Source organism: Pseudomonas urmiensis, from assembly GCF_014268815.2.
GTDB classification, from domain to species: domain Bacteria; phylum Pseudomonadota; class Gammaproteobacteria; order Pseudomonadales; family Pseudomonadaceae; genus Aquipseudomonas; species Aquipseudomonas urmiensis.
On sequence record NZ_JABWRE020000001.1, the window covers coordinates 4834790 to 4858350 of the forward strand.

19 protein-coding genes and 2 pseudogenes are annotated in these 23561 nt (G+C 58.9%); 8 read left to right on the forward strand and 13 right to left on the reverse strand.

Going from position 1 to position 23561, the window contains the following annotated elements:
• The 3 genes from HU737_RS21905 to HU737_RS21915 all read right to left on the reverse strand — a co-directional run bounded on the left by HU737_RS21905 (position 1) and on the right by HU737_RS21915 (position 1844).
• The gene (locus HU737_RS21905) at positions 1 to 342 is read right to left on the reverse strand and encodes a carboxymuconolactone decarboxylase family protein (protein WP_186553230.1); all 342 of its coding nucleotides are present in this window, start codon (positions 340 to 342) and stop codon (positions 1 to 3) included.
• A gap of 94 nt (positions 343 to 436) precedes the next feature.
• A complete protein-coding gene (locus tag HU737_RS21910; RefSeq protein WP_064491856.1) occupies positions 437 to 997 on the reverse strand; it encodes a TetR/AcrR family transcriptional regulator in 561 nt (186 codons plus the stop codon).
• 61 nt (positions 998 to 1058) lie between these two features.
• Complete coding sequence (locus tag HU737_RS21915; RefSeq protein ID WP_064491855.1) at positions 1059 to 1844, reverse strand: SDR family NAD(P)-dependent oxidoreductase; 786 nt, start codon at positions 1842 to 1844, stop codon at positions 1059 to 1061.
• A 320-nt stretch (positions 1845 to 2164) separates the two neighbouring features.
• On the opposite strand from HU737_RS21915, the pseudogene HU737_RS21920 reads away from it, so the two are divergent.
• Both HU737_RS21920 and HU737_RS21925 read left to right on the forward strand, forming a co-directional pair.
• Positions 2165 to 2353: pseudogene (locus HU737_RS21920) on the forward strand (hypothetical protein); the annotation flags it as partial.
• A 188-nt stretch (positions 2354 to 2541) separates the two neighbouring features.
• The gene (locus tag HU737_RS21925; protein ID WP_186552970.1) at positions 2542 to 2946 is read left to right on the forward strand and encodes a tautomerase family protein; all 405 of its coding nucleotides are present in this window, start codon (positions 2542 to 2544) and stop codon (positions 2944 to 2946) included.
• A 160-nt stretch (positions 2947 to 3106) separates the two neighbouring features.
• Here the strand turns inward: HU737_RS21925 and HU737_RS21930 are convergent, their stop codons facing one another.
• Positions 3107 to 3781, reverse strand: a complete 675-nt coding sequence (locus HU737_RS21930) for a hypothetical protein (RefSeq protein ID WP_186552971.1) — start codon at positions 3779 to 3781, stop codon at positions 3107 to 3109.
• 322 nt (positions 3782 to 4103) lie between these two features.
• Between HU737_RS21930 and HU737_RS21935 the strand changes: the two genes are divergently transcribed.
• On the forward strand, positions 4104 to 5828 hold the full coding sequence (locus HU737_RS21935; protein WP_367616049.1) for a hypothetical protein: 1725 nt from the start codon (positions 4104 to 4106) through the stop codon (positions 5826 to 5828).
• Here HU737_RS21935 and HU737_RS21940 read toward each other — a convergent pair whose 3' ends face one another.
• The 5 genes from HU737_RS21940 to HU737_RS21960 form a co-directional block, all read right to left on the reverse strand.
• On the reverse strand, positions 5829 to 6590 hold the full coding sequence (locus HU737_RS21940) for a hypothetical protein (RefSeq protein ID WP_225915636.1): 762 nt from the start codon (positions 6588 to 6590) through the stop codon (positions 5829 to 5831).
• 670 nt (positions 6591 to 7260) lie between these two features.
• Positions 7261 to 8382, reverse strand: a complete 1122-nt coding sequence (locus HU737_RS26465; protein ID WP_186552972.1) for a TniQ family protein — start codon at positions 8380 to 8382, stop codon at positions 7261 to 7263.
• The gene (locus HU737_RS21950; RefSeq protein WP_186552973.1) at positions 8340 to 9230 is read right to left on the reverse strand and encodes a TniB family NTP-binding protein; all 891 of its coding nucleotides are present in this window, start codon (positions 9228 to 9230) and stop codon (positions 8340 to 8342) included. The genes HU737_RS26465 and HU737_RS21950 overlap by 43 nt, the downstream gene beginning before the upstream one ends.
• Entirely contained in the window at positions 9227 to 11149 is a 1923-nt protein-coding gene (locus HU737_RS21955) for a TnsB C-terminal domain-containing protein (RefSeq protein ID WP_186552974.1), read from the reverse strand. The genes HU737_RS21950 and HU737_RS21955 overlap by 4 nt, the downstream gene beginning before the upstream one ends.
• On the reverse strand, positions 11146 to 11694 hold the full coding sequence (locus tag HU737_RS21960; protein ID WP_186553233.1) for a TnsA endonuclease N-terminal domain-containing protein: 549 nt from the start codon (positions 11692 to 11694) through the stop codon (positions 11146 to 11148). Before HU737_RS21960 ends, HU737_RS21955 begins: the two co-directional genes overlap by 4 nt.
• A 255-nt stretch (positions 11695 to 11949) precedes the next feature.
• Here HU737_RS21960 and HU737_RS21965 point away from each other — a divergent pair.
• The 3 genes and pseudogenes from HU737_RS21965 to HU737_RS21975 form a co-directional block, all read left to right on the forward strand.
• Positions 11950 to 12594 (forward strand): annotated as a pseudogene (locus HU737_RS21965) (ATP-binding protein); the annotation flags it as partial.
• Positions 12595 to 12736: 142 nt separating this feature from the next.
• Positions 12737 to 12988, forward strand: coding sequence for a DUF2790 domain-containing protein (locus HU737_RS21970; RefSeq protein WP_186552975.1), 252 nt, complete (start codon positions 12737 to 12739; stop codon positions 12986 to 12988).
• 174 nt (positions 12989 to 13162) lie between these two features.
• A complete protein-coding gene (locus HU737_RS21975; protein WP_186552976.1) occupies positions 13163 to 14464 on the forward strand; it encodes an Nramp family divalent metal transporter in 1302 nt (433 codons plus the stop codon).
• A gap of 42 nt (positions 14465 to 14506) precedes the next feature.
• Here the strand turns inward: HU737_RS21975 and HU737_RS21980 are convergent, their stop codons facing one another.
• On the reverse strand, positions 14507 to 14857 hold the full coding sequence (locus HU737_RS21980) for a response regulator transcription factor (protein ID WP_186553234.1): 351 nt from the start codon (positions 14855 to 14857) through the stop codon (positions 14507 to 14509).
• A gap of 29 nt (positions 14858 to 14886) precedes the next feature.
• Positions 14887 to 15882: a response regulator gene (locus HU737_RS21985; RefSeq protein ID WP_186552977.1), complete on the reverse strand. Its 996-nt coding sequence runs from the start codon at positions 15880 to 15882 to the stop codon at positions 14887 to 14889.
• 262 nt (positions 15883 to 16144) lie between these two features.
• Between HU737_RS21985 and HU737_RS21990 the strand changes: the two genes are divergently transcribed.
• Positions 16145 to 21244 (forward strand): trifunctional serine/threonine-protein kinase/ATP-binding protein/sensor histidine kinase, encoded by a 5100-nt coding sequence (locus HU737_RS21990; protein WP_186552978.1) that lies wholly within the window; start codon positions 16145 to 16147, stop codon positions 21242 to 21244.
• A gap of 31 nt (positions 21245 to 21275) precedes the next feature.
• Here HU737_RS21990 and ycaC read toward each other — a convergent pair whose 3' ends face one another.
• Both ycaC and HU737_RS22000 read right to left on the reverse strand, forming a co-directional pair.
• Positions 21276 to 21902 carry an isochorismate family cysteine hydrolase YcaC gene (gene ycaC, locus HU737_RS21995; RefSeq protein ID WP_186552979.1) on the reverse strand — a complete coding sequence of 209 codons (627 nt, stop codon included), beginning with the start codon at positions 21900 to 21902 and terminating at the stop codon, positions 21276 to 21278.
• Positions 21903 to 21961: 59 nt separating this feature from the next.
• Entirely contained in the window at positions 21962 to 22324 is a 363-nt protein-coding gene (locus HU737_RS22000; protein WP_186552980.1) for a helix-turn-helix domain-containing protein, read from the reverse strand.
• Positions 22325 to 22459: 135 nt separating this feature from the next.
• Here HU737_RS22000 and HU737_RS22005 point away from each other — a divergent pair, with 135 nt between their 5' ends.
• A complete protein-coding gene (locus HU737_RS22005) occupies positions 22460 to 23434 on the forward strand; it encodes a GlxA family transcriptional regulator (protein WP_186552981.1) in 975 nt (324 codons plus the stop codon).
• Positions 23435 to 23561: the final 127 nt, after the last annotated feature.

Sequence of the window (23561 nt, forward strand, 5' to 3'; positions counted from 1 at the left end):
TTAGCTCTGAGGTTTGCTGTCCATGGCATCCAGGACATGCGTGCTGTAAACCACCGCAGCACCGGCGTTCATGTTCACGGCCACACCGAGCGCCTCGGCAACTTCCTCGGTGGTGATGCCGAGCTTCTTGGCTTCTGCAGCGTGGAAAGCAATGCAACCATCGCAGCGCGTGGTGACAGCGACAGCAAGCGAGATCAGCTCACGGGTCTTGGCGTCGAGGTGATTGGTTTTGTTGCCGGCATTACCGAGCATTGCCACGCCCCGCAGGGTGTCAGGCGAACGTGTGCCAAACTCTTTCAGGCGGGCGCTTACGTCGGTGATGGTTTGTTGCCAGTTAGGCATGCTAGACATGATTACCACCCTACTAGTTGATAGGTATGACTTACCAAAAAATGGGCCGAAACGGGTCGCGTATCGGCCCCCTTATTCGCAGATATCAGTACTCTGCGATCATCCGAAGAACTGCCATATTTACCATCTCACCGTCCTTGGTAGCCCAGTTAATGAAGCTCGATCCCTCAAGGATGCTGAGCAACAAGTAAGACTTCTCTCTGGACCCTCGCCCCTGGGGTAACTCACCAGCGGCAATGCCTTCGTCCATCACTCTGGTCAACCAGGACAACTGAACATCGAAGAAGCGTCGTGTCAGGCGCTGAAGCCCATCTGGCAGCGCAGCCATTTCAGCTGCCAGCGCGCCACACAAAGGCAAAAGACCACCCTCAGTGCTGGAGTAGAAAAGCACATAGAACGCCTTGAGCCTTTCTTCCGCACCTTTCTGATTGATCTCAATACGCTCGAACTCAGCCTGCACTTGCGAAACGTACTCTTCGACGATCGCGATACCCAGGTCTTCCTTTGTCGGGAAGTGGTAATGAATGCTTGCTTTGCGAATACCGACCGCATCAGCAAGATCCGCATAGCTGAACGCCGCATAGCCTTTGGTCCGCATCAGTCCTTCAGCGGCTTGAATTAACGCGTCCCGTGTTGCCAGTGCCATACATTCTCCTGCCTTCATCGCCCGACCAGAAAAGAGCGATTCCGGCCACTACTCAGACAGTTTACTTCCCTTGCTTGCGGGCGGCCATGACCCCACCGTCCACGTCCCACACTGCGCCGGTCACCCAAGACGCCTTGTCAGAGAGCAAGAACACAATGGACTCAGCCACATCCCGTGGGGTGCCGTTGCGACCCAGCGGGTGGAAGTTGTTGAAATCATTCAGCGCGCCTGCCAATTGCTCACCAGGGATGAAACGCTCGAAGATCTTGGTTTCCACAATGCCTGGGCTGACCGAGTTGACGCGAATGCCGTGCTGCGCCAGCTCGCCTGCCGCGTGCGTGGTCAGGGCATCCAGGCCCATTTTGGCCATGGAGTAGGCCGACGCTGGAACACCTTCGACGGCTTGGCGCGCAGCCACAGCAGTGACGTTCACGATCGAGCCAGGTTTGCCCTGAGCTACCAGCTGTGCTGCCACCTGACGGGTCAGGAAGAAGACAGCGCGGTTCAGGTTGAGGAAGTTGTCGTAATCCTCCAGCGAGTGCTCGATGAAAGCTTTCGGGTAGTAGATACCCGCGGAATTGACCATCAGGTCAATGTCCTTGTGGCTGGTGGCCAATTTCTCGATCAGTGCCTGGACACTGACAAAATCGGTCAAGTCGACCGCGTAGGCTACGACCTTATCTTCGCCAGCAACGGCAGCCAGTTGTTGGCGTGCTGCTTCGGCTTTCTCAGGGCGGTTACCCACGATCACCACCGAACCACCTTGCTCGGCGACCATCTGTGCGGTTTCCAGACCGATACCGCTCGTTCCACCTACCACCAGAAGCTTGCGACCTTTGAACTGCATGATGATGTCCTCTGTTCGTTTGTCTATCTACTAGTAGGTAGACTATTCCTCGATCTGACGAGTGTCAAGCTACCGCTGATCGGCGAAGCCGGATGGAAGCGAATCAGGTGAGGTGGGCTACATGCTTGGTGCCGGCGCAGGGAGCGGGATCAGATTCCCTTTTTCGAGGCGCGGCCTACGTAGTTCTACGCAGCCTGCGCCCGTAGTACTGCGCATTTTCTTGTGGACGCAGGACGGCGAGAGTGTCGCCGTCCTTATCAGGGCACACACAACAACAAAAGCCGTCGCCGGGTTTACGACCCGCGACAGGAGAAAATTCGATGACCACACTGGCTACCCGAATTGCCTGGTTCGCCGTCGCCTTGCTGGGTGCGTTTGCTCTAGGCACCCTGGCATTGCGCAGAGGCGAAGCCATCAGCGCTCTCTGGATCGTGACCGCTGCCGTCGCCATCTACCTGATTGCCTACCGCTACTACAGCTTGTTCATCGCCAACAAGACGTCGCGACTTACCAGGCTATTGGGGAGAGTGACCGGATGACATTGAAGTTTCGGAAGCCGGTGTAATGACGCAATAGCGGTGGGGCAAGCTAGCCTGGACAGTTTGTTTCTCAATTCTCTTCAGTGGGAATAGTTGGGTTTAACCTAGCTGGGACACATACCCCCATCAGACCCGTACGAATTAACCAAGGAAGCACTATGCCTGTTTTCAACGCACACATCCCTAAGGGCCGCTTTTCGAGTGATGAGAAGCGGGCTATTGCCGACGCCCTCAACCAGTCTCTCGTCCAAGGTTTGGGGATACCAGAGGGTGACCGCTTCGTGATGCTCAGCGAGCATGGTCCCGATGAGTTGTTCCTGCATCCGACTTTCATGGAAATGAACCGTGATCCGGCTCAGGCGATGATTATCACTGTTCTGGTTGGCGCTCACCGACCTCTTGAGGACAAGCGCAAGCTCGCTGCCGCGATTAACCGCTTGGTTGTCGATGCTACAGGAGTGTCACCTGACGACATCTTCATCTCGTTGGTACCTGTGCCAAATGAGAACTTCTCATTTGGCCGTGGTGAACTTCAGCTAGCGGAAGGCGGGCCGAAGTGGTAACCCATGAAGCACTCTTTTATGAGATGGCTCGCCAGCCCCCCCAACACTGATTGTTTCTTGCCGCGTTATTGATGACTGCCACCAAGACCGACCATCCGCTATGGGTCGAATGCGGTCATCCACGACAGGCAGCTATCGACCCATAACTGCCGTTGAAAAATCAGTGGTATTGATCATTTCCTGAGGCTGACGCGAACCCTGTGGGTATTTCCAGACGACTGGCCAGAGGAGAAAGCGAGATAACGGCTCGCAAGGCCTCATGATTGGGATCAGACCATGCCAGATCCTGTAAATCGTTGAGCGCGCGCTGCGTTGGAATTGATTGAAGGGCTTGCGTCGTTGCGTCGTACACAAAGGCGTAGAGACCTTTCTCAATCGCCCTAGAGACCTGGCGGTGCCAATTAAAATTTCCACCATCTGTCATCGTGTCCGCTTCTAGGAAGATGTCGTAGTGCTGAACGATGTAGTTGAAAAGCACCTTCTGCGAAATATCGCGGAGAGCTAGGGAATGACGGTTACTCGCCGATCGCCAGATTGAGTTGCGCGCAAGGAGTCGGCTACTGACTCCTGGGACATACACGAGCGTAACCTTGTCGTAAAAGGCCACTGACATCTCGATATCGTCGACCAAGGCGATTTCGAACTCATTCTTTCCCGGTCCCAGCCTACGGTCAACACGAACCAAACGATAGCGAGGGTCAGCCCTAAGACCTGCCAGCTCATTGATCTCGCTCACCCCGTCAGCCGCTGTGAGCGCCGTGTAGAAAGCAGAGTTGTCAGCTGTGCGTGAGAGTAACGCTGATAGAGCACCACGCTCTTGGGCTGCAAGGGACATGTCGGAGTCTCTATGAGAACCATCGTCAGTGGCCTACAAGCTATCCGACGGCCCCAGATTCCACAATCGTTCGAGCGGGATACAACCTGCTTTGCCTCAAAGGTCCCACCGGGGGGCCAGGTGATCAAGCAACACCTCTGGGCTTGACCACCTGAAGACGGCAAATGGATAGCCACCCCTAGCCTCGGAGAGCACATGAAGAATTCGTCCGACAGCCGATACCTCAAGCTGCAGCACCCAGGCGCTTTTGGCGTCGCGCACAGATTGCCAACTCGATACACTCCACGTGATGGCTATCTAGCATGAGGGAGGATTCGGCTTGGTGGAAAAGGTTCAACGCGTCGATTTTACGCACAAACGTGCTGACCTGAGGCACCCTGATAGCCAGGTCAAACGAATGAAGGGGGACCACCTTGTGTGGTGGTATGGCCCCATCCAGCAGAACACAAGACCCCGCTCCATCCCCTTGGTGACGGTGTACTTCAGAAAGCTCATCGACGATGAACCTGGCGCTTTCTCGCCGGCCGTTGTTCCCCTCAGCAGCCTACCGCACTACCGAAAGGGCTCCATCTGGCGCGATGGGAAGTGCATCTCCAGTACAGAGCTGGAGCAAGAACGGTTTGACGTAGACTTCAATGAAGGTGGATGGTCACTAACATCCAGAGCCGAGCTGCTTCGGCGAGGCAATGCGCATGTCTTCCACGACAGTGATTATCCGCTGAAATACCCGCAAGATCACGGCCAACTGCTGAGCTTCAAAATCGGCAAGGATGAAAAGAATCTGCTCATCCCGTGTACCGAGTATTTTGTGCGCGCTTACGCGAGAAACATGGAGGTTTGCCGGGCTGTAGCCACCTTACGCTGGTCAGATGTCAGGTCCGTACTTTTTGATGAACCTCGCCGTCACGAGCATCGCTGGCTGGTCAAACCATCTCGTCTGATGCGTAATTATGATGCGGTTTTTCTTGCCCACCTGCTTTACGACGACTACGCAGAGCAAGCGGTAAAAAGCATTAATGCCCAGTTCATCTCGAAAGATCCATCCTCCAAGATATTCCTCAAGGCAACGCCCTGGTTCCAAGGGAAAGGCCAGTTTTTGTGCCGAGGACGCTGGATCAACGGGGGCAACACATTTCTGTGCCTGGACCTGGTTGGCTCGAACCAGCCTGATGGGCAGGAAATTGAATGGCAGCGCATGAAGTTCGACAGCAGCGAGGGGCCTGAAGGCGGTCGCATTGTCCTTCCGCGTCCACTTCGCACAGCCGAAGCTGAGGAGTTTATCGGTGAACACTCCCACGCAGAGCCGGACAGTCATTCCGAAATCATCATCGTTAAAACACCACCTTTCAAGCTTTTGGGGGCAAAGCGCAAAGTCAAGAAAACGAAGCACGTGATCAAGACGGACCGCGGCCGTCTAGGACCAAAGCCATCAGAGGCTTCGTCTCACTCTTCGGGAGAAGGCAGTGGTGCCGGCAAGAATGTCGGCAAACTGGAGCACGGCGCCGAGGCTGAGCTTGAGACCCACGGTTTTTTGTACGATATCTGGAATGCGTTCAAATCGATCATGGCGGCTAATCCTGACCGGGTGAGTCATGTGAATTGGTACACACCCAGCAGGTTTCGAGAGCAAAGTCCTCCGAATCTTATTTTGCTGCAACCACCAGTTGAGTGGCCATCTGACGATAAGTCATGCCGTGGATGGGTTTACCTTGATCGAGAAACGGGGCTGCGTCGCGGCCTGCTGGTGTTGCGCATTCAGGTCGACGGTCAAAATTATTTCTGTTTCGAAATTCAGCCCGATAAGCCTCACAAACCAGCCTACTCTGGCGTCCTCATGAAATCCCATGTCGCGACTCATGGCGAGTTCGAGGATTTCGTAGAGAAGCTGTGCTCAAGGGTCCGCTTCGTTGTTGGCAGATTCAAGAACATGGAGTCCTTCTTCCCGACTGGGGCGAAAATCTTCAAACACCACCAGAAAGACGCGAAGGTACTCTATCGAAGCAGGTTGATTAACGCCTTCAAAGAAATTGGGGTAGAACTCGAGTAGCTAATCAGAGTGATCACCGCGCTGATAGCTGCTCGCGGACGGCACCCACAGAACCTGCTGCTCATAGGTGACGTTGAAACCCGCGACCCCTCGATAAACTTGAGGTTGGTACACAAGCGACTTGCGGCTCGCCCTCGTAACACCGTGGAAGTAGGCGAGTCCTTTCACGATCCAGCGCTCTTCAAAGGTCTCATGCTCCACCTCGCTCAACAGCGCCACCAGTTCCCGCTCCGCCTTTTGTCGCTTAGCTCCTGCCAGCCAGCGTGGGTCCGGCCTCGCCTTAAGCTCAAGGCCATGGTGCTTGTTTAAGTGCCCAACAAAACCTGTGGCAGCAGCCACCTGACCTGGTGCTCCACGCCAAAACGACTCAAGAGCCTTCTGGCTAGGCATAGCGCCCAATTTCAGTTGAGCATTTTTCAACAAGTTCGCCGCAGCGCGAGCCGCCAATCTGATTGACCGCAGGTCAGTACCACTGTGCTCCATTTTCCCCTTCAGAGCAGCGACATACTCCTTCAGAAGCTGAGCCGACCAGCTGTCAGCAGGTTCCGCCAGAATTGCCTCCAGTCGACGCTGCTCCGTCAGCTGCTCTCGTATTTCCACACTCACGACGACCTCGCCGACTTCTGTCAGCCAACGCATCGGACTTTCTGCCTTGCGTAGCCCTGCAGCGCCGAAGTGCTGCACGAGTTGCTCATAGGACGGCACCGCCCCCCACGTGATATCGAGTGCCAGGAAAAAATGGTAGTGGCCATTGATGCTCAAAGCGGCTTTATGGGCACCAGTCCGATCTAGGAGCCACTGCCCGAAACGCGCATACCGCCCAGCGATCTGATCGCTACTGAACCCTTTTGCGTTGGTCGCCAAACGCTTATGGAAAAGCCTCAACCAGTAGCATGTCTCACATTCCCGTCCACGGCCAGCCGGCGTGGGGGCGCCACAAGTGTCGCAAGGGTGTGTAGATAGAGTGCTGCAGGGCTCGCAGCGTGGCACGCCGTCCTCTCCTGCAGCCAGTACTCGATAGCGCCGGCAACGCGGGCACGTGGCCATCTCTGGACCGCTACATTTGGGACAGCTTTTTAGACCCGTCACCTTGTTCCTGGCCAATCGCTGGGAGTACTTACCGCATACCTCGCAGGGCTCAGCGGTACGGAAGAAAGGCGTGCAAGCTTTACACACCGGACCATAGTCCGAGCGCATGCCTGTTTCAAAATCAAGCCTACCGCAGCGTACACATGCCGCAGAGCGCTCACAGGTGGTGCAGCGCGCGGATAGGTCGAAGGTTGGAAGCCGAGCGAAGTCACCACACTCTAGGCACATGCGCCGTTTGAACAGGCGCCGATAGCAAGCCTCACAGTAGCGCTTGCCCGCATGAACCTTTTTAGCGTTGGTCATTTCGCGCCTGCATTCATGGCATTCCGCGCTGGTGCATGCGTCATGAGATGCCATTTCTATGCGTCCTTCTCTGCAATCGGTGCCACATCTGCCACACATCAAGGGGGGTATGAGACTGCCTTTGACCTTGCCGGCCAGGCCTATGCTGACTATGTCGGGTGAGTACGGAGAGCATTTCCCTAGCGATCTCGGGCGCGCCTTTTGCCAGCGATGGAAAAGCGCTGATGGGCAGCTGAGTACACGAGGCGAGCTCCATAAACCGCTCTGGACCTGCTTGCATTATCACCCAGGTCTGGCCCAACAACACAGAGCGCTCGGCAGGAGAAAGGTACTCAAATGGCAACCCAAGTGATGAGGGTTGCAGCAGGGAGATTTCCACCCCAATAGCTCGGCAGAACTGTAGTGTGCCCGCAGAAGGATGTCTTATCGCATTCAGCAGGAAACTGATGATGAGTCGAGCGACGGCCATCCATTCAGGAAAGCTCAAGGGCCGATCGCCAAACAGCGGGCTCGAACCACTGGCTAGGTCAGCAAACCTCTGAAACTCGAGCGCCGACTCTATCGAGGGCCCAAACGACTTCTTCGCCAGCGACTGACCACAGTGATGGCATTCAGAAAGCGGGTGACCGGGCTGCAAGCGAGCGGGCTGTAGAGCCACCCCGCATCTGAGGCAGCGGTCGATTAGAAGCACTCGATGCCAGGGGCAGACTGTGTGCCATGCAAGTCGGGACTGCAGTTGATAATGAGGTGTTGGTCCATCGATGCAGCAGGGGCAACACATCAGCCCCCCGGCGTGGGAGTGGCTCCGACACCCCAAAGGGAGGATCCATGGCACATTCCCCAACCTGGCCGTCACGAGATAGGGGTGCAGGTCGGACATAACCCGCCAGAGCGTACAGGCCAGAAGTGTCTGAGGTCTCAAGCCAACAATGCCTGAAAGTACCTTAAAATCTGCCCAAGGGTGCCAACGGTCAAGATCTGCACCCCAAGCATGAGGCTTCGACCAAGCAGACGCTGTTAGCGTGCTCGGCGAACAGCCATGGACATGCGCCGTTCTGATGAGCCAGGAAGAGAACAGCTCATCAGGCAGAATCGGCGGGGTGAGTGGCCAGCGGGGCTTTAGACAATGAGCTCCCGGATGCCACGTGTAGGACGCTTCCACGACTTACTCTCGATGAGCTGTCGATCAATGCATTCCTTACCAGAGTTGATGGCTTCAATGGCACACTCGATCAGTAGGCTGTGCAGGTCGCCGGTATTGCCGCCCGAGATCGAATGGATCAGCTGAGCTAGCTCGGGCTTATAGAGTTCAGAGGGATGCTTGAGCGGCAGGATGGCTTCGAACGCTTTCAGCAAGCGCTGAAAGTCGGCGTTCAATTTCCAATTCTCCAGTTTGATCACATCAAAACGGCTGGCATGCTGCGCGTCCAAGTGGAGGATCTGCACAGCGTTAGGTGTTCCGACGCCGACGATGGGGATCACCAACGTATTGCATAGCATCTTGAGGGCGTTCATAACCTCACGCTGCTTGGTAGCAGGCCCGACGAGCATCGAGTGGATTTCGTCGATGATCAGCATGCGCACCTTCAGCTCGCGAAGGGCATGTATGACTTGGTACCTCAGGGTGAGCTTGGAGTCGGTAGTTTTGTAAGGCATCCACATCTTTTCGAGGATGGCTGCATAGAGGTCTTTCTCTTCTGCAGACGGCGGTGCTTCAGCCAAAATGATTGGCCGCACAGGTTCGGAGTTTTCGTCGACGTAGCCCTGGCCATGTGTTTTTTCGAAATGCTGAACAATGGTGCTCTTGCCATTGTTTGGATCGCCGACAATGAGCAGATTCGGCATTCTCGGGCGTTTGGGTGCGTCGAGCAGGCACTCCAAGCTGTCGAGGATGTGGTGGGCCGCCTTGTAGCCAATCCAACGGGGCTCTCGCATGAAGCGAATCCGCTCCCGAGCTGATAGCTGCAACACAGGCCTGAAGTCGGCGTGCAGATGTGCGTACTCAGTCATTGGATATCACCGATCAGGTCAACATCATCGAGCAGCAGCCCGTCAATCGCAGGGATTGAAGGTGGCGCATCCACTGGCATTTTAACAGGACGCGCCGGCGTGGAATTCTTGCTATGCACCTTGTTTTTTTGCGCGTCCCGACGTGCCCTTTTGGTATTGGCCGATGCCGTTTCCACGATCTGACGACGCTCTAAGATCATCCTTGCGATCAACGTCTCATCAATGTGCATACGGCCTTCGTCAACGGCCTGCTTCTTCGCGGCACGGAATTCCCACAACGTTGCTGCTGGAAACGCCTGGTTGGCCACCGGCACCCTGAAATACTGCTTGAGTACAGGGTCGTAGAACCAGATCACGCTGATATCGCGAGGATCTCGTCTGAAAACGAATTTTCGAGCCTGGCCAGTCTCGGGGTCCGTAGTCCCGATCCAGTGACGCAAAGCCTCCGAGTAATAGTACACATCAAGCTGCACGCCATAATGCTGCACTGTTCGACGGTAAGACGGCATGAAATCCAGCTGGACCGTGAGAGGATCTGCAGGCCGCGGTGGAATGCTCACCAACGCATCCGCCTCACGACTTCCAAAGAACCCGAGATGCCATTTCCGAGCAGGGCTCATGTAAATCGCGGAGTGGTAGTTGTTGTGGTACAGGATGATGGACCGCACCAGCCATTCTTCAAACTCACTCATCGTGAGAACCGCGTGCTTGTCTGAGTCGTAGCCATCTCGTTTGGCAACGCTGCTGTGCGTGGTACCAGGCAGCGCATGCAGCTCTCTCATGAACGTGCCGAGGAGCCGCTCGATGTGGCCTCCATACTTTGGCCGCTTCACCGGCCGGAACTGGTTCTCGATGTTGTAGTTCGAGCACGACCGGCGGAAGTTTTCGGCCTGGAAGTCAGGGCCGTTGTCCGAGTGGACAACACGAGGGAACCCCCACACCGGCCATTCGCCTTGGATGCCATGCAGATTAAGCCAATCCTCTTTAGGCAGGATGGAGTGCGCCAGACACATAGCGACAGATATCTCGGACGGCTCTTCCAGCGCGAGGTAGTAGCCGTTGACCATCCTCGAGTGCACGTCGATTGCCAGGCTCAGCCACAGACGACCTATCGGCTTGCGATGTCGGTCATCCACAATGATCAGGTCGATTGGCGTGTGGTCAATCTGGACGACTGCCAGCGGATAGTCAGCGCCGGGGAATTGGCCAACGGAAGGTGTGTGCCGGTTGCGAGCCTGATCGGCGTAACCCCGTCTACGCAACACAATCTTCTCTGGGATTCGCTTGATCCTGATCCTGATCGCTGACGCGCTAGGAGGAGTGAGACCAAGCGCTTTGGCCTGAGTTTCGATTTCTTTGATCGTCGACTGGACCGAATTACGCTGAGTTGTCAGATAGTGCTTATCAACCACCTCATCGATGAGCTGATCCGCCTGGGCGCTCAACCGGCTATTACCGGTTTGCCATCCACGCTTGCGTGGGACAAGCGCCAGCACCTCTTGCCAGCTTTGGTACCGATCCAACCAACGATAAAGCGTGGCCGTGTCGACACCAACCTCTTTGGCGCGTGCCTCTACACTGCTTCTTGGCAGAACCGAGTCACGCAATAGAGGCTTGATCGCCGAAAAGCGCTGCTGGGCAACCGCCCACTCATCCGAGCTGATTGTCGAGATGTCATAGTTGACGAAGAGTCCATCAACTCGCTCCTGCTCTACAGGCTGCAATTCTGGGATTCGAAGCGATACGCTTCGGCCGGTCTCGACCTCCACGCCCACGACATTTTGAAAGTCGAGCAGCTGGACAATTCGGTAGACCTGCTTGTCGCGGCGGACCATCTCGCCAACCTCAACACTCACACGCTCCCTGGACGGCTCGAATGGGACGAGGTGCTCGTCCGTGTCGATCTCATAGATGTTCATGGTGTGGCCACCCAAAGCTCAAGGTATTCGTTCAAAGGCTCGGTGATATCGCACTCGACCCGTCCAGTAGCGATCAGGTGCCACAACAGTGCCACACCACGGTCGCGATAAACGCCTTTGAAATGGCGCGCAAGCAGATAGTGCACGGGAGCAAAGTCCATTTCGTGGAGCGTCTTCAGGACCATGTCGATATCTTCCCGATCAAAGTCCAAGCGCTCGAACCGCTCCAGGAACGTGATGTTGTCGAGCGGCAGTCCACGGATTCGCGATTCGTCATAGATGCTAAATGTCCAGCCTTCATTCCGCGCGTAGCGACGCGCTGCTTTCCACTTCCCGAGCCAGGTGCGCCAGTTCTTGCGCCATTCGTAGGCGGGCTTGACCTCAACCAGCATCGGCTTGAAGTAGTCCATGTAGTCGACGCCGTGTGGCTGGCGGTAGTGCACGAGAAAGTCAGGGGTATAGGTCTGAGCACGCCCAAGTGCGTCGATAAAGTCTACCCGCACAGGCTGAGCAATTACTGACTCAACGCGATGGGAAAACCTCATGCGCTTGAGGAAGTCGCGCTCGAGCAGTGACTCGAAGGGGACGCCACCTGCACCGCGGAAAGGCAGAAAGCCCGAGACGCTGCGACGAGTCGGCTTGATCGGACGGACCTGTTTAGGCTGGTCGCAGCTATTTCGAGTAATATTCAATTCTGTCGCATCCAATTCGAAATTTTTTCGCATTTATTTGTGCAATCAGGTTCGGTGCTTCGCGGCCTCTAGCCTAATAGGTTCGCAGCTATTTCGAAAGCCTACAGCGGCAGTCGTCCCCAGCCAGGCGAGATCACCCTGGCCCATCACGGCGTGTTGTTTCTGGACGAACTGCCCGAGTTTGAACGCCGCGTGCTTGAGGTACTGCGCGAGCCGCTGGAATCGGGCGAAATCGTCGTCGCCCGGGCCAAGGACAAAGTCCGCTTCCCTGCCCGCTTCCAGTTGGTGGCGGCAATGAACCCCTGCCCCTGTGGTTACCTGGGCGACCCCAGCGGACGCTGTCGCTGCAGCACCGAGCAGATCCAGCGCTATCGCAACAAGCTCTCCGGCCCGCTGCTCGACCGCATCGACCTGCACCTGACCGTGGCCCGCGAAAGCACCGTGCTGACCAACGCCCCCAGCGGTGAAACCAGCGCCCACGTCGCCCGCGTGGTCGCCGAAGCTCGCGACGTACAGCAGCGCCGCCAAGGCTGCGCCAATGCCTTTCTCGACCTCAAGGGTCTACGCCGGCACTGCCACTTGAGCGCCGAGGACCAGCGCTGGCTGGAAAACGCCTGCGAACGCCTGACCTTGTCGCTGCGTGCGGCGCACCGATTACTGAAAGTCGCACGGACCTTGGCCGACCTGGAACAGGTGCAGGACATCGCACGCTCGCATCTGGCGGAGGCGTTGCAGTATCGGCCAGGGTCCTGACAGGAGCGGGTTGGGATGCCCATACACCGGTTCAATCCCAGCCATAGCAGCAATATATTTTGCGCACTAACTATTTGCGCTCAATATTGCCTCCAGACAGCAAGCAGTCGTCGCCCACTACCGACTAATCTGGAGAACGATCATGACCCTTCGCAAAAGCTTCGCCATTGCCGCTACCACCTTCGCCATTGCCAGCAGTGCCAGTGCCTTCGCCCAGTCCGGTGAAGTCCGCGCCTACCACTACGGCATGGACATCGATCAGGTGATCAGCGTGCAGGCCCCGGCAAACCCTCAAGGCCACAGCAGTACCGCCACACTCACTTACCGCGACAGCAATGGCCAGGTACACCAGGTGAGCTACAGCCAACCCAACACCCTCGCCAATCAGAACTGAGTTTGAGTCCAGCCACACCGAACAGGGCCGCTTTGCGGCCCTTTCGTGTTAAAAGGCCATCGCTGGCTTAGAAACATCTTGTAATATTTAGCGCGTAATTTTAGTTGTACGACATCCTATCTACTGTGTTCGACTGCGCCGGCTCTCACAACAAAAATAACGGAGACACCATCGATGACGAGCATACCTTCCGTGGAGGGCAAAACTGCCACGCCCTCGCAAAGCCGCCTTTCTCGGGTAGTCAAACTGCTCGGGCCGGGCATCATTGCCGTGCTGTCCTGGCTCGGCGCAGGTGATCTGATCACCTCGTCGGTGGCCGGGGCCAACTACGGTTACGCGATGATGTGGGTACTGGCAGTGTCACTGCTGCTGCGCTACCTGATCGTCAACATCATTGCCCGCTTCCAGCTGTGCAATAACCAGGGCATGACCATTCTCCAGGGCTACGCCCAACTGCATCCGGTGTTTGCCTGGTTCATGCTCGGCTATGCCTTGCTCATGGGTCATCTGATGAATGCCTACATGATCAAGGGCGCTGGTGAAGCGCTGGCGATGCTGCTGCGCATCGACTATCCGCTGCTGTGCTCGATGGCCGTGGTGCTGGCGGTGTGGATGCTGGTCGGGCGCAATATCTATTCGATGATCGAAGGGGTGATGAAGCTGCTGCTGGCAGTGATGACCCTGGCGTTTCTCGCCCTGGCGGTGATGTCTGGCCCCGATGTGGTCGGCATCGTCAAAGGCACCATCGGCTTTAGCATCCCTGCTGATGAGGGCGTGCACGGCGCCATGCTGGTCGCGGTGTCGGTGATCGGTGCGGTGGCAGGCTCGGTGGCCAACTTCGTCCACCCGTACGTGATGCGCCAGAAAGGTTGGACCGGCCCGCAGCACAAGCGCGTACAGCGCAATGACCTGCTGTTCGCGGTGTTCGTCGGCATCGTGATCAACCTGGCGATCTGGATCGTCGGCGCAGAAATCCTGCGTCCCAATGGCATCGAAGTGAACACCCTGGGCGACCTGGGCAAGGCCCTGGAAATGTTCTTCGGCCCGATCGGTTGGTACATCTTCTTCATCGGCGTGTTCGCGACCTTGTTCGCCAGCATCTCGGGCAAGACCACTGCCTTCCCGATGCTGATTACCGATGCCTTCCAGCACGTGAGGCCACAGCGGCGCGAGCGCTATGGCAAGGAGTTCCACAAGGACCCTGCGCACCGCTGGTTCATGCTGTTCATCCTGGTCACGCCGCTGATCTGGTCGATCCCCGGCATGCCGGACTTCGTCACCCTGACCATCGGGGTCAGCGCACTGAACATCGTCGGTTTGCCGGTGATCTCGCTGGGCTTGCTGATCATGTCCAACCAGAAGTCGTTGCTGAGCAAGGAGTACCGCAACAACCTGTTCGAGAACATTGCCCTGGCCTTCGCCACCGGCCTTGCGTTGTGGGTAGCGTTCCAGCTGGGTGTGGATCTGTTCACCTAAGTCATCGTACAACGTGCCCGGGGCTGCTTCGCGGCCCCGGCATCAAACAGCCAAGGCCAAGCCTATTGCCTGCAACAACGCCTCTTCGCTGAATGGCTTGCGCAAACAGGCCACCGCCCCTTCGCGCATCGACTCATCCAGCCCGGCATCGCTCCAGTGTGCAGACATGCAGATCACTGGCAAGCGCCAACCCATCGCCGCCAGTTCACGCAGAACCTGCAAGCCACCGAGCCCCGGCATTTTCAAGTCGAGCAAGGCGCAGCCCGCCTCACGCGCCAACCCAGACCCGAGGAATGCCTCCCCCGAGCTGAACGGCAGCGGGTCGAAGCCTGCTGAGCGCAACAGGTTGGCCAGGCTTTTGCGAACGGACGCATCATCGTCGACGATGCACACCCAAGCCTTGGCGGTTGAAACGGGTCCGTTCATGCGGCGCCCTGGCCCTCGACGCTACCGCAGCCAGCGACCACGTTGTGCATCGAGACCAGATCGACCAGCGAGCGCGACTGCATCTTGTTCATGATGTTTTTCTTGTGCACCTTGGTCGTCACTTCGCTGGTTCCGATGTGTTTGGCGATCTGTTTGTGCGACAGCCCACTGACCACCAGCGAAAACACCTGGCGCTCGCGAGTAGTGAGGCGCGCATACTTGTCTTTAACCTGTCGCGCATGCTGCCACGCCCTGCCCGCCGCCACCGCGCGCAAACGTACGACATCGAGCAGCGTTAACAGCTGCTGCTCGTCGAACGGTTTGGTCAGCACCTCGATCGCCCCCGCGCGCATTGCCTGCACCGCCATGGGAATAGTCCCGTAGCCGGTCATGAACACCACCGGCCACGGCAAGTCGAGCTTGCCGAGCATGTCCTGCAGCTCCAGCCCAGTGGCGGCTGGCAGATTGATGTCCAGCAACAGGCAGGCATAAGGCGAATCCCACCGCGCTTGCAGCAGCTCTTCTGCCGAGGCGTAAAGCCGGTGAGGGATACCCTCTACCCGCAACAACCTGCCCAGCGCGGAGCGCACCGACGGATCGTCGTCCACCACCAGAACCGGCACAGCGGCGCCATCGTCGCTCGGTGGCGGCAGGTCGGGATCGAGGTTGAATGAAGGGCTATGGGCGAATGACGCAAGGTCTGCGGCAATATCGACTGCCAACCGGTAGCCTCGACGGGCGACGGTCTGGATCAGGCGCTTGTCACCGAGCATCTTGCGCAGCAGCGATACCTGCACCTGAAGATTGTTGTCCTCGACCACGGTGCCCGCCCAGACCTGGCTGAACAGCTCTTCCTTGCTAACCACGCGGCCCTTGGCCCTGACCAGCATCGCCAGGACATCGAACGCACGGCCACCCAGAGGCAACGGCTTGCCGTCGAGGAAAGCCTCTCGTCGCTCAAGCGACACCAGCGCATTGCCTAGTCGGATCATGATCGTCTCAAGTTTCACAGGCCAAGGCGGTTGCGCAGCCCTGTGCAATCTAGGTGAGCGTGCGCGTTCAGACAATTATCCCGAGGGATAGGTTGGCCTGAGGATACACCTCCAACGCACGCGGCAATCGAGCAAAGGCCGCGGCGCAGGATCCAGAACGGTCAGATTGGTTCCCATTCCTGCCAAGCCGCCTACAACGGGCATTCGCGCCGGGTCCGCTGCGTATACTCGCGTGGAAAATGCAGGCTGCAGGGGATGCGCGATGCTGGGTGAACGCCTCGTTCAATGGCCTATCGATCACGATCCGTCGATCGATGAAGATTGGCTCAACCGTTGCGATACTGCCTTGCTGACACAGGAGGGCGAGCTCAGCTACTTCCGCTTGTGGGACGCACGTTCTGCTCGAGCCTGGACGGCGATACGCGCGCCAGTGGAATCGCCGGCTGCCTGCCAGCGTCTGGAGCGCGACTACCGACTGCGGCTCGACCCTGAATGGGCTGTCACGCCATGTGCATTCGTGCGCTCGGCCGAAGGCCCATTGTTGGTCTACCCAGCAGGTGAATCGCTGGCCGAGGTCATCGCCCAAGGACGGCCTACCTTGCGCGCGTTTCTGCAGATCGCGGTCAACGCCAGCAAGGCACTGGCGCAGGCCCATCAGGCCGGGGTCTTGCATGGCGCGTTGCAGCCGCAGCATGTCGTATTGCTCGCTGATAATCGGGTCAAGCTCGGTGGGTTCCAGGCCGACAGCGGCGAGCGGATCAGTGATCAGGGTACAGCGACCGATACCTGGTCCTTCCTTGCGCCCGAGCAGGTTTGCCCACACGGCGCCAGCAGCGACCGACGCAGCGACCTCTACGCCCTAGCCGCCATCCTCTACCAATTGCTGGTGGGTGAACTACCGCTGGCCGGTCGCGACAAGCAGCATTGGCGCCAGCTGCACGCAGGCGTTCTGCCCCGCCCCGCCGCCGAGCTCAGCCCAGACGTGCCCCAGGCGATCAGCCTGATCCTCGCCAAAGCCTTGGCCAAAGAGCCTGATGCGCGTTACCAGAGCGCCCAGGCGCTGGCCGTCGATCTTGCCCATTGCCAGCGGCAATGGCAGGCGAGCCAGACGATCGCGACCTTTACCCTGGGCTGCTCCGACCCCATGCCCTGCACCCACGAGCGCCTGTATGGCCGCAGCAGCGAGTTGCAGTCCATCGCCCGCATCCTCAAGACCTTGCGTCGTGACAGCACAGCCCAAGCGCTGTTCATCAGCGGGGCGACGGGCATGGGCAAATCGAGCCTGGTCAAGGCGGCCTTGCGCGATCATGACGCCGGCTATTGGGCGGCCGGCAAATGCAACAGCCTGGAGCAGGCCATCCCCTACGCCCCGTGGGTCGATATCCTAGGTGCGCTGACCACCCAGTTGCTGGCCAAGAACCGTGCAGACCTGGAGACCATCCGCAGCCAGATCCAGCAGCGCATCCAAAACCGCGGCCGCTTGCTCGGCACGCTGGCTCCAGAGCTGAAGCTGATCATCGGGCCAATGGCCGAATTTCCGCAACAACCCTCTCGGCTGGCACTGGAAAAGGAGTTGCGGGCAATCGTCGATTTCCTTCAGCTGTTCACCGCGCCTGGCCGGCCATTGATTCTTTTTTTCGACGACTTGCAGTGGGCTGACGACGCCTCGTTGCACCTGCTCAGGGAGTTGCTCGCGCGCTCCCCGGCTAACCTGCTGCTGATTTTTGCCAGCCGCTGCAATGCTGCCGGCAACCCGGCTGGCAAAGCCTACGAACTGGCCAACTCCACCCATTTGACCCCGCTGCACAGCCATCACCTGGAGCTGCTGGCGCTGCCGGTCGATGCCGTCGCCCAGCTGATCAGCGAGCGCTATCACGTCACCACTGACGACGCCCGGCAGGTCGCTGAACTGGTGCACGCGAAAACCGCCGGCAACCCGCTGTTCGCTCGGCAAATCCTCAAAGCCATGGTCGAAGACAAATTGTTCACCTTCGACCCCCTGGCCATGCGCTGGTCGTGGTCCCTCGAAGCTGTGGCCCAACACCGTTATGCCGACAATGTCGCCGACCTGATGATCCATCGCCTGGGCCGCTTGCCAGCGGCGCAACGGGAGATCCTGCGGGTCGCCGGCGCCGCTGGCGGGCGCTTCGACCCACCGCTGCTGGCCAAGCTGGTGACGATCGACCACGATCGCTTGGGCGAGCATCTCAACGCTTTGCTGGACGCAGGCTTTCTTGCGGCCAGCCAGCACGGCTTGAGTTTCTCGCACGACCGCGTGGAGGAAGCCGCCTACCTGCTGACTGCCGCTCCGGAGCGCGCTGCACAGCATGCCCAGATCGCCCGGGTGATGAAATACGTGTGGCGCAACGCGCTGGCCGATGCAGTGTTCGAGATCGCCAATCAGGTCCAACGTGCAGAAAAGTCTGTGTTCAGCACTGAGGAGTGCGAGGCCTACCTGATTCTCCTGATGGAGGCGGCACGCCGCGCCCGTGACTCGGCCTCGCACGAGCAAGCCGCTGGATATCTGAACGCCGGCGAAGAACTGCTACAGACCTGCGGCTCGCCAGCGGTCGACTACCGACACGCCTTCAGCCTTGCCTGCATGGCGGCAGAATGCGACATGCTGCTGTCGCGCATGAGCCAAGCCCAGCAGCGGATCGGCGAATGCAGCAAACGGGCGCACTCGCCGCTCGACCAGGCCATCGCCTGCAAACTGCGCGCGCGATTCAAAACCCTGCATTCAGACTATGACGCGGCGATCAACGATGCGCTTGAAGGCCTGCGCCTGCTGGGCATCGAGCTAGGCCGTGGCAACGACGCGCTTCAGGTCGAGACTCAGCTGCGCAGCATCCAGGCGCTGATCGAACAGCGCGGCCGGCATTGCCTTGAGGCGTTGCCCAAGGCCGAGAGCGAAACAGTCATCGTCGCCATTGGCCTACTGGCGACCTTGTCTTGCTCCTTCTTCATCGATGACGATATCCGTTACCTGCACCTGGCGAAAATCCTCGAACTGACCCTCGCGCACGGCGTTGCTCCCGGCAGTACCTACGGCCTGGCCTGGTTCGGGGTGATGGCGGCAGAGCGCTTTGGTGCGTATCACGATGGTCACGCCTACTGCCTGGCGGCGCTCAAGCTGATCGAGCGGTACGGCTTTGAGGTCGACCTGACCAGCACCCTGCTAGCCCTCGACCAAGTCAGCGCCTGGACTGCGTCGATGGATTTCGCCCGGCGCACCGCGCAGCAAGCCATCGACTCGGGACGCTTGAGCGGCGACCTGGCGATGGCCTGCTACGCCTGCAACCATTTGGTCTCCGATTCGCTGGTGATGGGCCAGCACTTGCATTCGGTTGCCGAGGAAATCCAACTCGGCCTGGCTACTGTGCGCCAGTATGGCTATCGCGATATCGAACAGATCCTGCTGGCCCAACAGGCCTTCGTGAGCGCCTTGAGGGAAGGTGGCGAAGCCCACCGCGACAGCCTCGAAAGCGCGCTCTACGACGCCTTGGAAACCCACGCCACTTCGCGCACGACGTTATTCTTCAAGCGGCTGTTCGAGGGCATGTCGGCGTTCTACCTGGGGGATATCAACCAGGCCGTGGTCGCCCTCGAACGCGCCGCACCCCTGACCTGGGCAGCGCCTGCGCATATCAACCTGGCCGACTATCACCTGTTTTGCGGCTTGACCCTGGGCAGCCCGGAAGCGCCCGGCAGCCTTGAGCACAAGCGTGAACAGTTGAGCCGCCTGCGCGAGCTGTTCAGCCAGTGGGCACAGTTCAATCCAGTCACCTTCCGCAACAAACTGCTGTTGATCGAAGGGGTGATCGCCAAACTCGACGGCGATGGACTGGCAGCCATCCGCTGCTTTGACCAGGCGCAGATCGCCGCTACCGCCGCAGGCTTCATTCATGAGCAAGCGCTGGCCCACGAGCAACTGGCCGAAGTGTGCATCCCCAGCGGTCTGATATCCGGGGCCAACCTGCATCTGCGTATTGCCCGCGACTGCTTCCATATCTGGGGGGCAGCCGGCAAGGTGCGTCAGTTGGAAACACTGCACCCGTTTTTGCGTACCCAGCCGATTCAGGAGACCTATCGCTCGACCTCCCAGGCCAGCCTGGACCTTGAAGCCGGCATCCAGGCTGCGCGGGCGCTGTCTGAAGAAGTGCTGCTTGAAGGGCTGATCGAAACGCTCATGGGCCACCTGACCCTGCACTCCGGTGCCGACCACGGCGCGTTGCTGATCGTCAGCGGTGCCGAGTTCCAGATGGCCGCCAGCGCAGCCATCAGCGACGGCGGGCTGCAAGTGAGCATGGAAGATTGCCAGAAGTTCATCACCCAAGCGCCGCTGTCGATCATCAACGCGACCATGCGCACCAAAAAGCCGCTGCTGCTGCATGACGCCCTGTCCGACTGCCCCGAGGCCTTCCGCCACGACCTGCAAGCGCGCGGCGCGCGCTCGGTGCTGTGCCTGCCGCTGGTGATTCAAGGGGTGTTGATCGGCCTGGTCTATCTGGAAAATCGAATGGTGCCCAACCTGTTCGGCAGCCAGCGGCTAGCCATGCTGGAAATCCTCGCCTCGCAGGCCGCAGTATCGCTCCAGACGGCCAAGTTCTATACCCGCCTGGCCGAAGACAACCAGGCCCGCGCGCAGATGGCCGCGGAACTGCGCCACTCGCGTGCCGAGCTTGCGCGCAGCTCGCACCTGCAGGTGATGAACGAGTTGTCCGCCTCGATCGCCCACGAAATCAGCCAGCCCCTGCTGGGCATCGCCTCCAATGCCGCGGCCAGCCTGCGCTGGCTCAAGCGCGAACAGCCCAACCTTGAGGAAGCCATCGACGGCCTGCAAGACATCCGCGCCGACAGCGAACGGGCGGCGAGCATCGTCAAGGCGTTGCGCGCCCTGGCCAAGCAGACGCCGATGCAGCTCAAGGTGGCCAGGCTGGATGAGTTGCTCGAAGACGTTATCCGCATGACGTCATCCGATGCGCTCAGGGCTGCGGTGAAGGTCCAGGCGCAACTGCAGCCTGGGGTAAGCGCCAAGGTCGATGCAGTGCAGATTCAGCAACTGGTGTTCAACCTGATCACCAATGCCCTGGAAGCGCTAAGCGATTTTCGCCCTGACGGGGTGCTGCAGATTGCCTGCACCCTTGGCGAGGCAGGCGTTGAAATCAGTGTGGATGACAACGGCCCAGGCATCGCGCCAGAGGAGCAAGGGCGAGTTTTCGATGCGTTCTATACCACCAAGGCCAGTGGCTTGGGGATGGGCTTGGCGATCTGCAATTCAGTCGTGCAGGCGCATGGCGGCAGTCTGCGTGTGCAGGCCTCGACGCTGGGCGGCTGCCGAATTGTGGTGACGCTGCCCTGAAAGCTGGGGCCGCCGCAGCGGCCCCGCGGTATTACTTGGCCGTGAGTGCCGAGTAGCTGTTCATCAGGTTGCGATAGTTAGGAATCCGCTGCGACAGCAGATTGCCCAAGCCTTCGATGTCGTTGCGCCAGTCACGATGCAGCTCACACGCCACCGAGAACCAGTTCATCATCTGCGCCCCGGCCTGGGTCATGCGCACCCACGCCGCCTGCTGTACGGTTTCGTTGAAGGTGCCGGACGCATCCGTCACCACGAACACCTCAAAGCCTTCGGCCAGTGCCGACAAGGTCGGGAACGCCACGCACACGTCAGTGACCACGCCCGCGATGATCAACTGCTTGCGCCCAGTGGCCTTGATCGCCTTGACGAAATCTTCGTTGTCCCACGCGTTGATCTGCCCTGGACGGGCAATGTACGGCGCGTCCGGGAACATTTCCTTGAGCTCGGGCACCAGCGGGCCGTTCGGGCCTTGCTCGAAGCTGGTGGTCAGAATGGTCGGCAGGCCGAAGAACTTGGCCAGATCGCCCAGGGCCAGGACGTTGTTCTTGAATTCGTTGGGCGAGAAATCCTGGACCAACGAAATCAGACCAGTCTGGTGATCGACCAGCAGTACCACGGCATCATCTTTGTTCAGGCGCTTGTAGTCGGGATTGCTCATGATGGTAACTCCTTGGGTTGGGAACACCCTTCAGACCTATCCATAGGGATAGAAATGGCTTAAGGGTGGTAGCTCGGAACTTGCGATCTAGCCGACTGGCGCCAGGCCTTGGGCGGCTGCCCGACCAGGCGGCTGAAGACACGGGTGAAGTGCGACTGGTCGAAAAACCCGCACTCCAGGCTGACATGGGTGATTGGCGCTTCAGTGACCAGCAGTTGCTTGGCCTTCTCCAGCCGCGCCAGCAGGCGCCAGGCCTGTGGTGACAGCCCGGTATTGATCTTGAACGCGCGAGAGAAGTGGCTGCGGGTCAGGTTGCACACCGCGGCGATCTCGATAATCGACAGGTCGCTGCGCAGCATCAGCTCCTTGGCTCGATGCAGACGCCCGGCCGTAAGTGCGCCTGGCTCGGTCTGGGTGGGCATGTCGAGGCTCCTCTTTCAATGGGAGCAGTCTCGCCGCCGGCTCATTACAAAGTCCTGAGGCAAAGCTTAATAGTTCTTAATTGTGCCGCCCGCGCCTTGTTAAGATGCCGCACAGATTCAAGAGGTATATGGGTTATGCAGCAGCCTCATGCTCACAAAACCGTGGCAGTGGTCCTGTTCGATGATGTGCTGATGCTCGACGTGACGGGCCCAATGGACGCGTTCGCCCTGGCCAACCGCTTCTTGCCAGCAGAGCGCCGTTACCGCCTGCTTACCCTGGCAGAGGGCGAAGGCAAGATCCGCAGCTCCTGTGGCTTGCAGGTGGTGGCTGACCTCAGCTTGCAGCAGCTGCCCGGCGACATTGACCTGTTGCTGGTACCAGGCGGACCGGGCGCCTATGACCTGGCGCTGCCTGGGCTGGAAAGCTGGCTGCCCCAGGCCGTAGCCAGCGCCAAGCGCTTTGGCGCGATCTGCACCGGGGTGTTCTTGCTCGGCCGCGCCGGCCTGCTCGGCGGCTTTCGCTGCACGACCCACTGGAACTACGTGGAGCGCCTGGCCCAGCAGTTTCCCGAAGCGAAGGTCGAGACCGAGCAGATCTACGTGATTGACCGCAACCTGATCACCTCGGGCGGAATTACCGCCGGGATCGACCTGGCCCTGGCCGTGGTCGCCGAAGACCACGGCAAAGCGCTGGCCTTGGAAGTGGCCAAGGTGCTGCTGGTGGCCCGCCATCGCCAGGGCGGCCAGTTGCCCTACGGGCCCTTGCTTGCCGCTGTACCGCGCGATGGCTCACCTATCGCCAGGGTCCAGGCGTATATCGTCGATCACATCGACCAAGCGTATACCGTGCAAAAAATGGCCGAGCTGGTGGCCATGAGCAGCCGCAATTTTGCTCGCACCTTCCACCGCGAGGTGGGCCTGACACCCCTGCAGTACCTGCAAAATGCACGCATCGACCACGCCCGCAAACTCCTTGAAGGTAGCGACCTTGCGTTAAAGGTAGTGGCGGCGCGCAGTGGTTTTGGTAGCGATCGGCACATGCGCAAGGTGTTTTGCGAACGGATCGGGATGACGCCGAATCAGTATCGCGCGCAGTTTGGCGAGGGCTGAGGGCACAACTGACTGTCACCTTGAAGGAGACAATCAGTCTCAAGCGAGCCAGATTGTCCAAACCTCACCGGCACCCCACAATCCGCCCTCCACCTATCAACGCTGCCCCGTAGCAGCTCATGGAGTC

Coding starts and splice junctions, on each gene's coding strand:
- HU737_RS21905 (WP_186553230.1), bottom strand. CDS start 342: ATGCCTAACTGGCAACAAACCATCACCGACGTAAGCGCCCGCCTGAAA.
- HU737_RS21910 (WP_064491856.1), bottom strand. CDS start 997: ATGGCACTGGCAACACGGGACGCGTTAATTCAAGCCGCTGAAGGACTG.
- HU737_RS21915 (WP_064491855.1), bottom strand. CDS start 1,844: ATGCAGTTCAAAGGTCGCAAGCTTCTGGTGGTAGGTGGAACGAGCGGT.
- HU737_RS21925 (WP_186552970.1), top strand. CDS start 2,542: ATGCCTGTTTTCAACGCACACATCCCTAAGGGCCGCTTTTCGAGTGAT.
- HU737_RS21930 (WP_186552971.1), bottom strand. CDS start 3,781: ATGTCCCTTGCAGCCCAAGAGCGTGGTGCTCTATCAGCGTTACTCTCA.
- HU737_RS21950 (WP_186552973.1), bottom strand. CDS start 9,230: ATGACTGAGTACGCACATCTGCACGCCGACTTCAGGCCTGTGTTGCAG.
- HU737_RS21955 (WP_186552974.1), bottom strand. CDS start 11,149: ATGAACATCTATGAGATCGACACGGACGAGCACCTCGTCCCATTCGAG.
- HU737_RS21960 (WP_186553233.1), bottom strand. CDS start 11,694: ATGAGGTTTTCCCATCGCGTTGAGTCAGTAATTGCTCAGCCTGTGCGG.
- HU737_RS21970 (WP_186552975.1), top strand. CDS start 12,737: ATGACCCTTCGCAAAAGCTTCGCCATTGCCGCTACCACCTTCGCCATT.
- HU737_RS21975 (WP_186552976.1), top strand. CDS start 13,163: ATGACGAGCATACCTTCCGTGGAGGGCAAAACTGCCACGCCCTCGCAA.
- HU737_RS21985 (WP_186552977.1), bottom strand. CDS start 15,882: ATGATCCGACTAGGCAATGCGCTGGTGTCGCTTGAGCGACGAGAGGCT.
- HU737_RS21990 (WP_186552978.1), top strand. CDS start 16,145: ATGCTGGGTGAACGCCTCGTTCAATGGCCTATCGATCACGATCCGTCG.
- ycaC (WP_186552979.1), bottom strand. CDS start 21,902: ATGAGCAATCCCGACTACAAGCGCCTGAACAAAGATGATGCCGTGGTA.
- HU737_RS22000 (WP_186552980.1), bottom strand. CDS start 22,324: ATGCCCACCCAGACCGAGCCAGGCGCACTTACGGCCGGGCGTCTGCAT.
- HU737_RS22005 (WP_186552981.1), top strand. CDS start 22,460: ATGCAGCAGCCTCATGCTCACAAAACCGTGGCAGTGGTCCTGTTCGAT.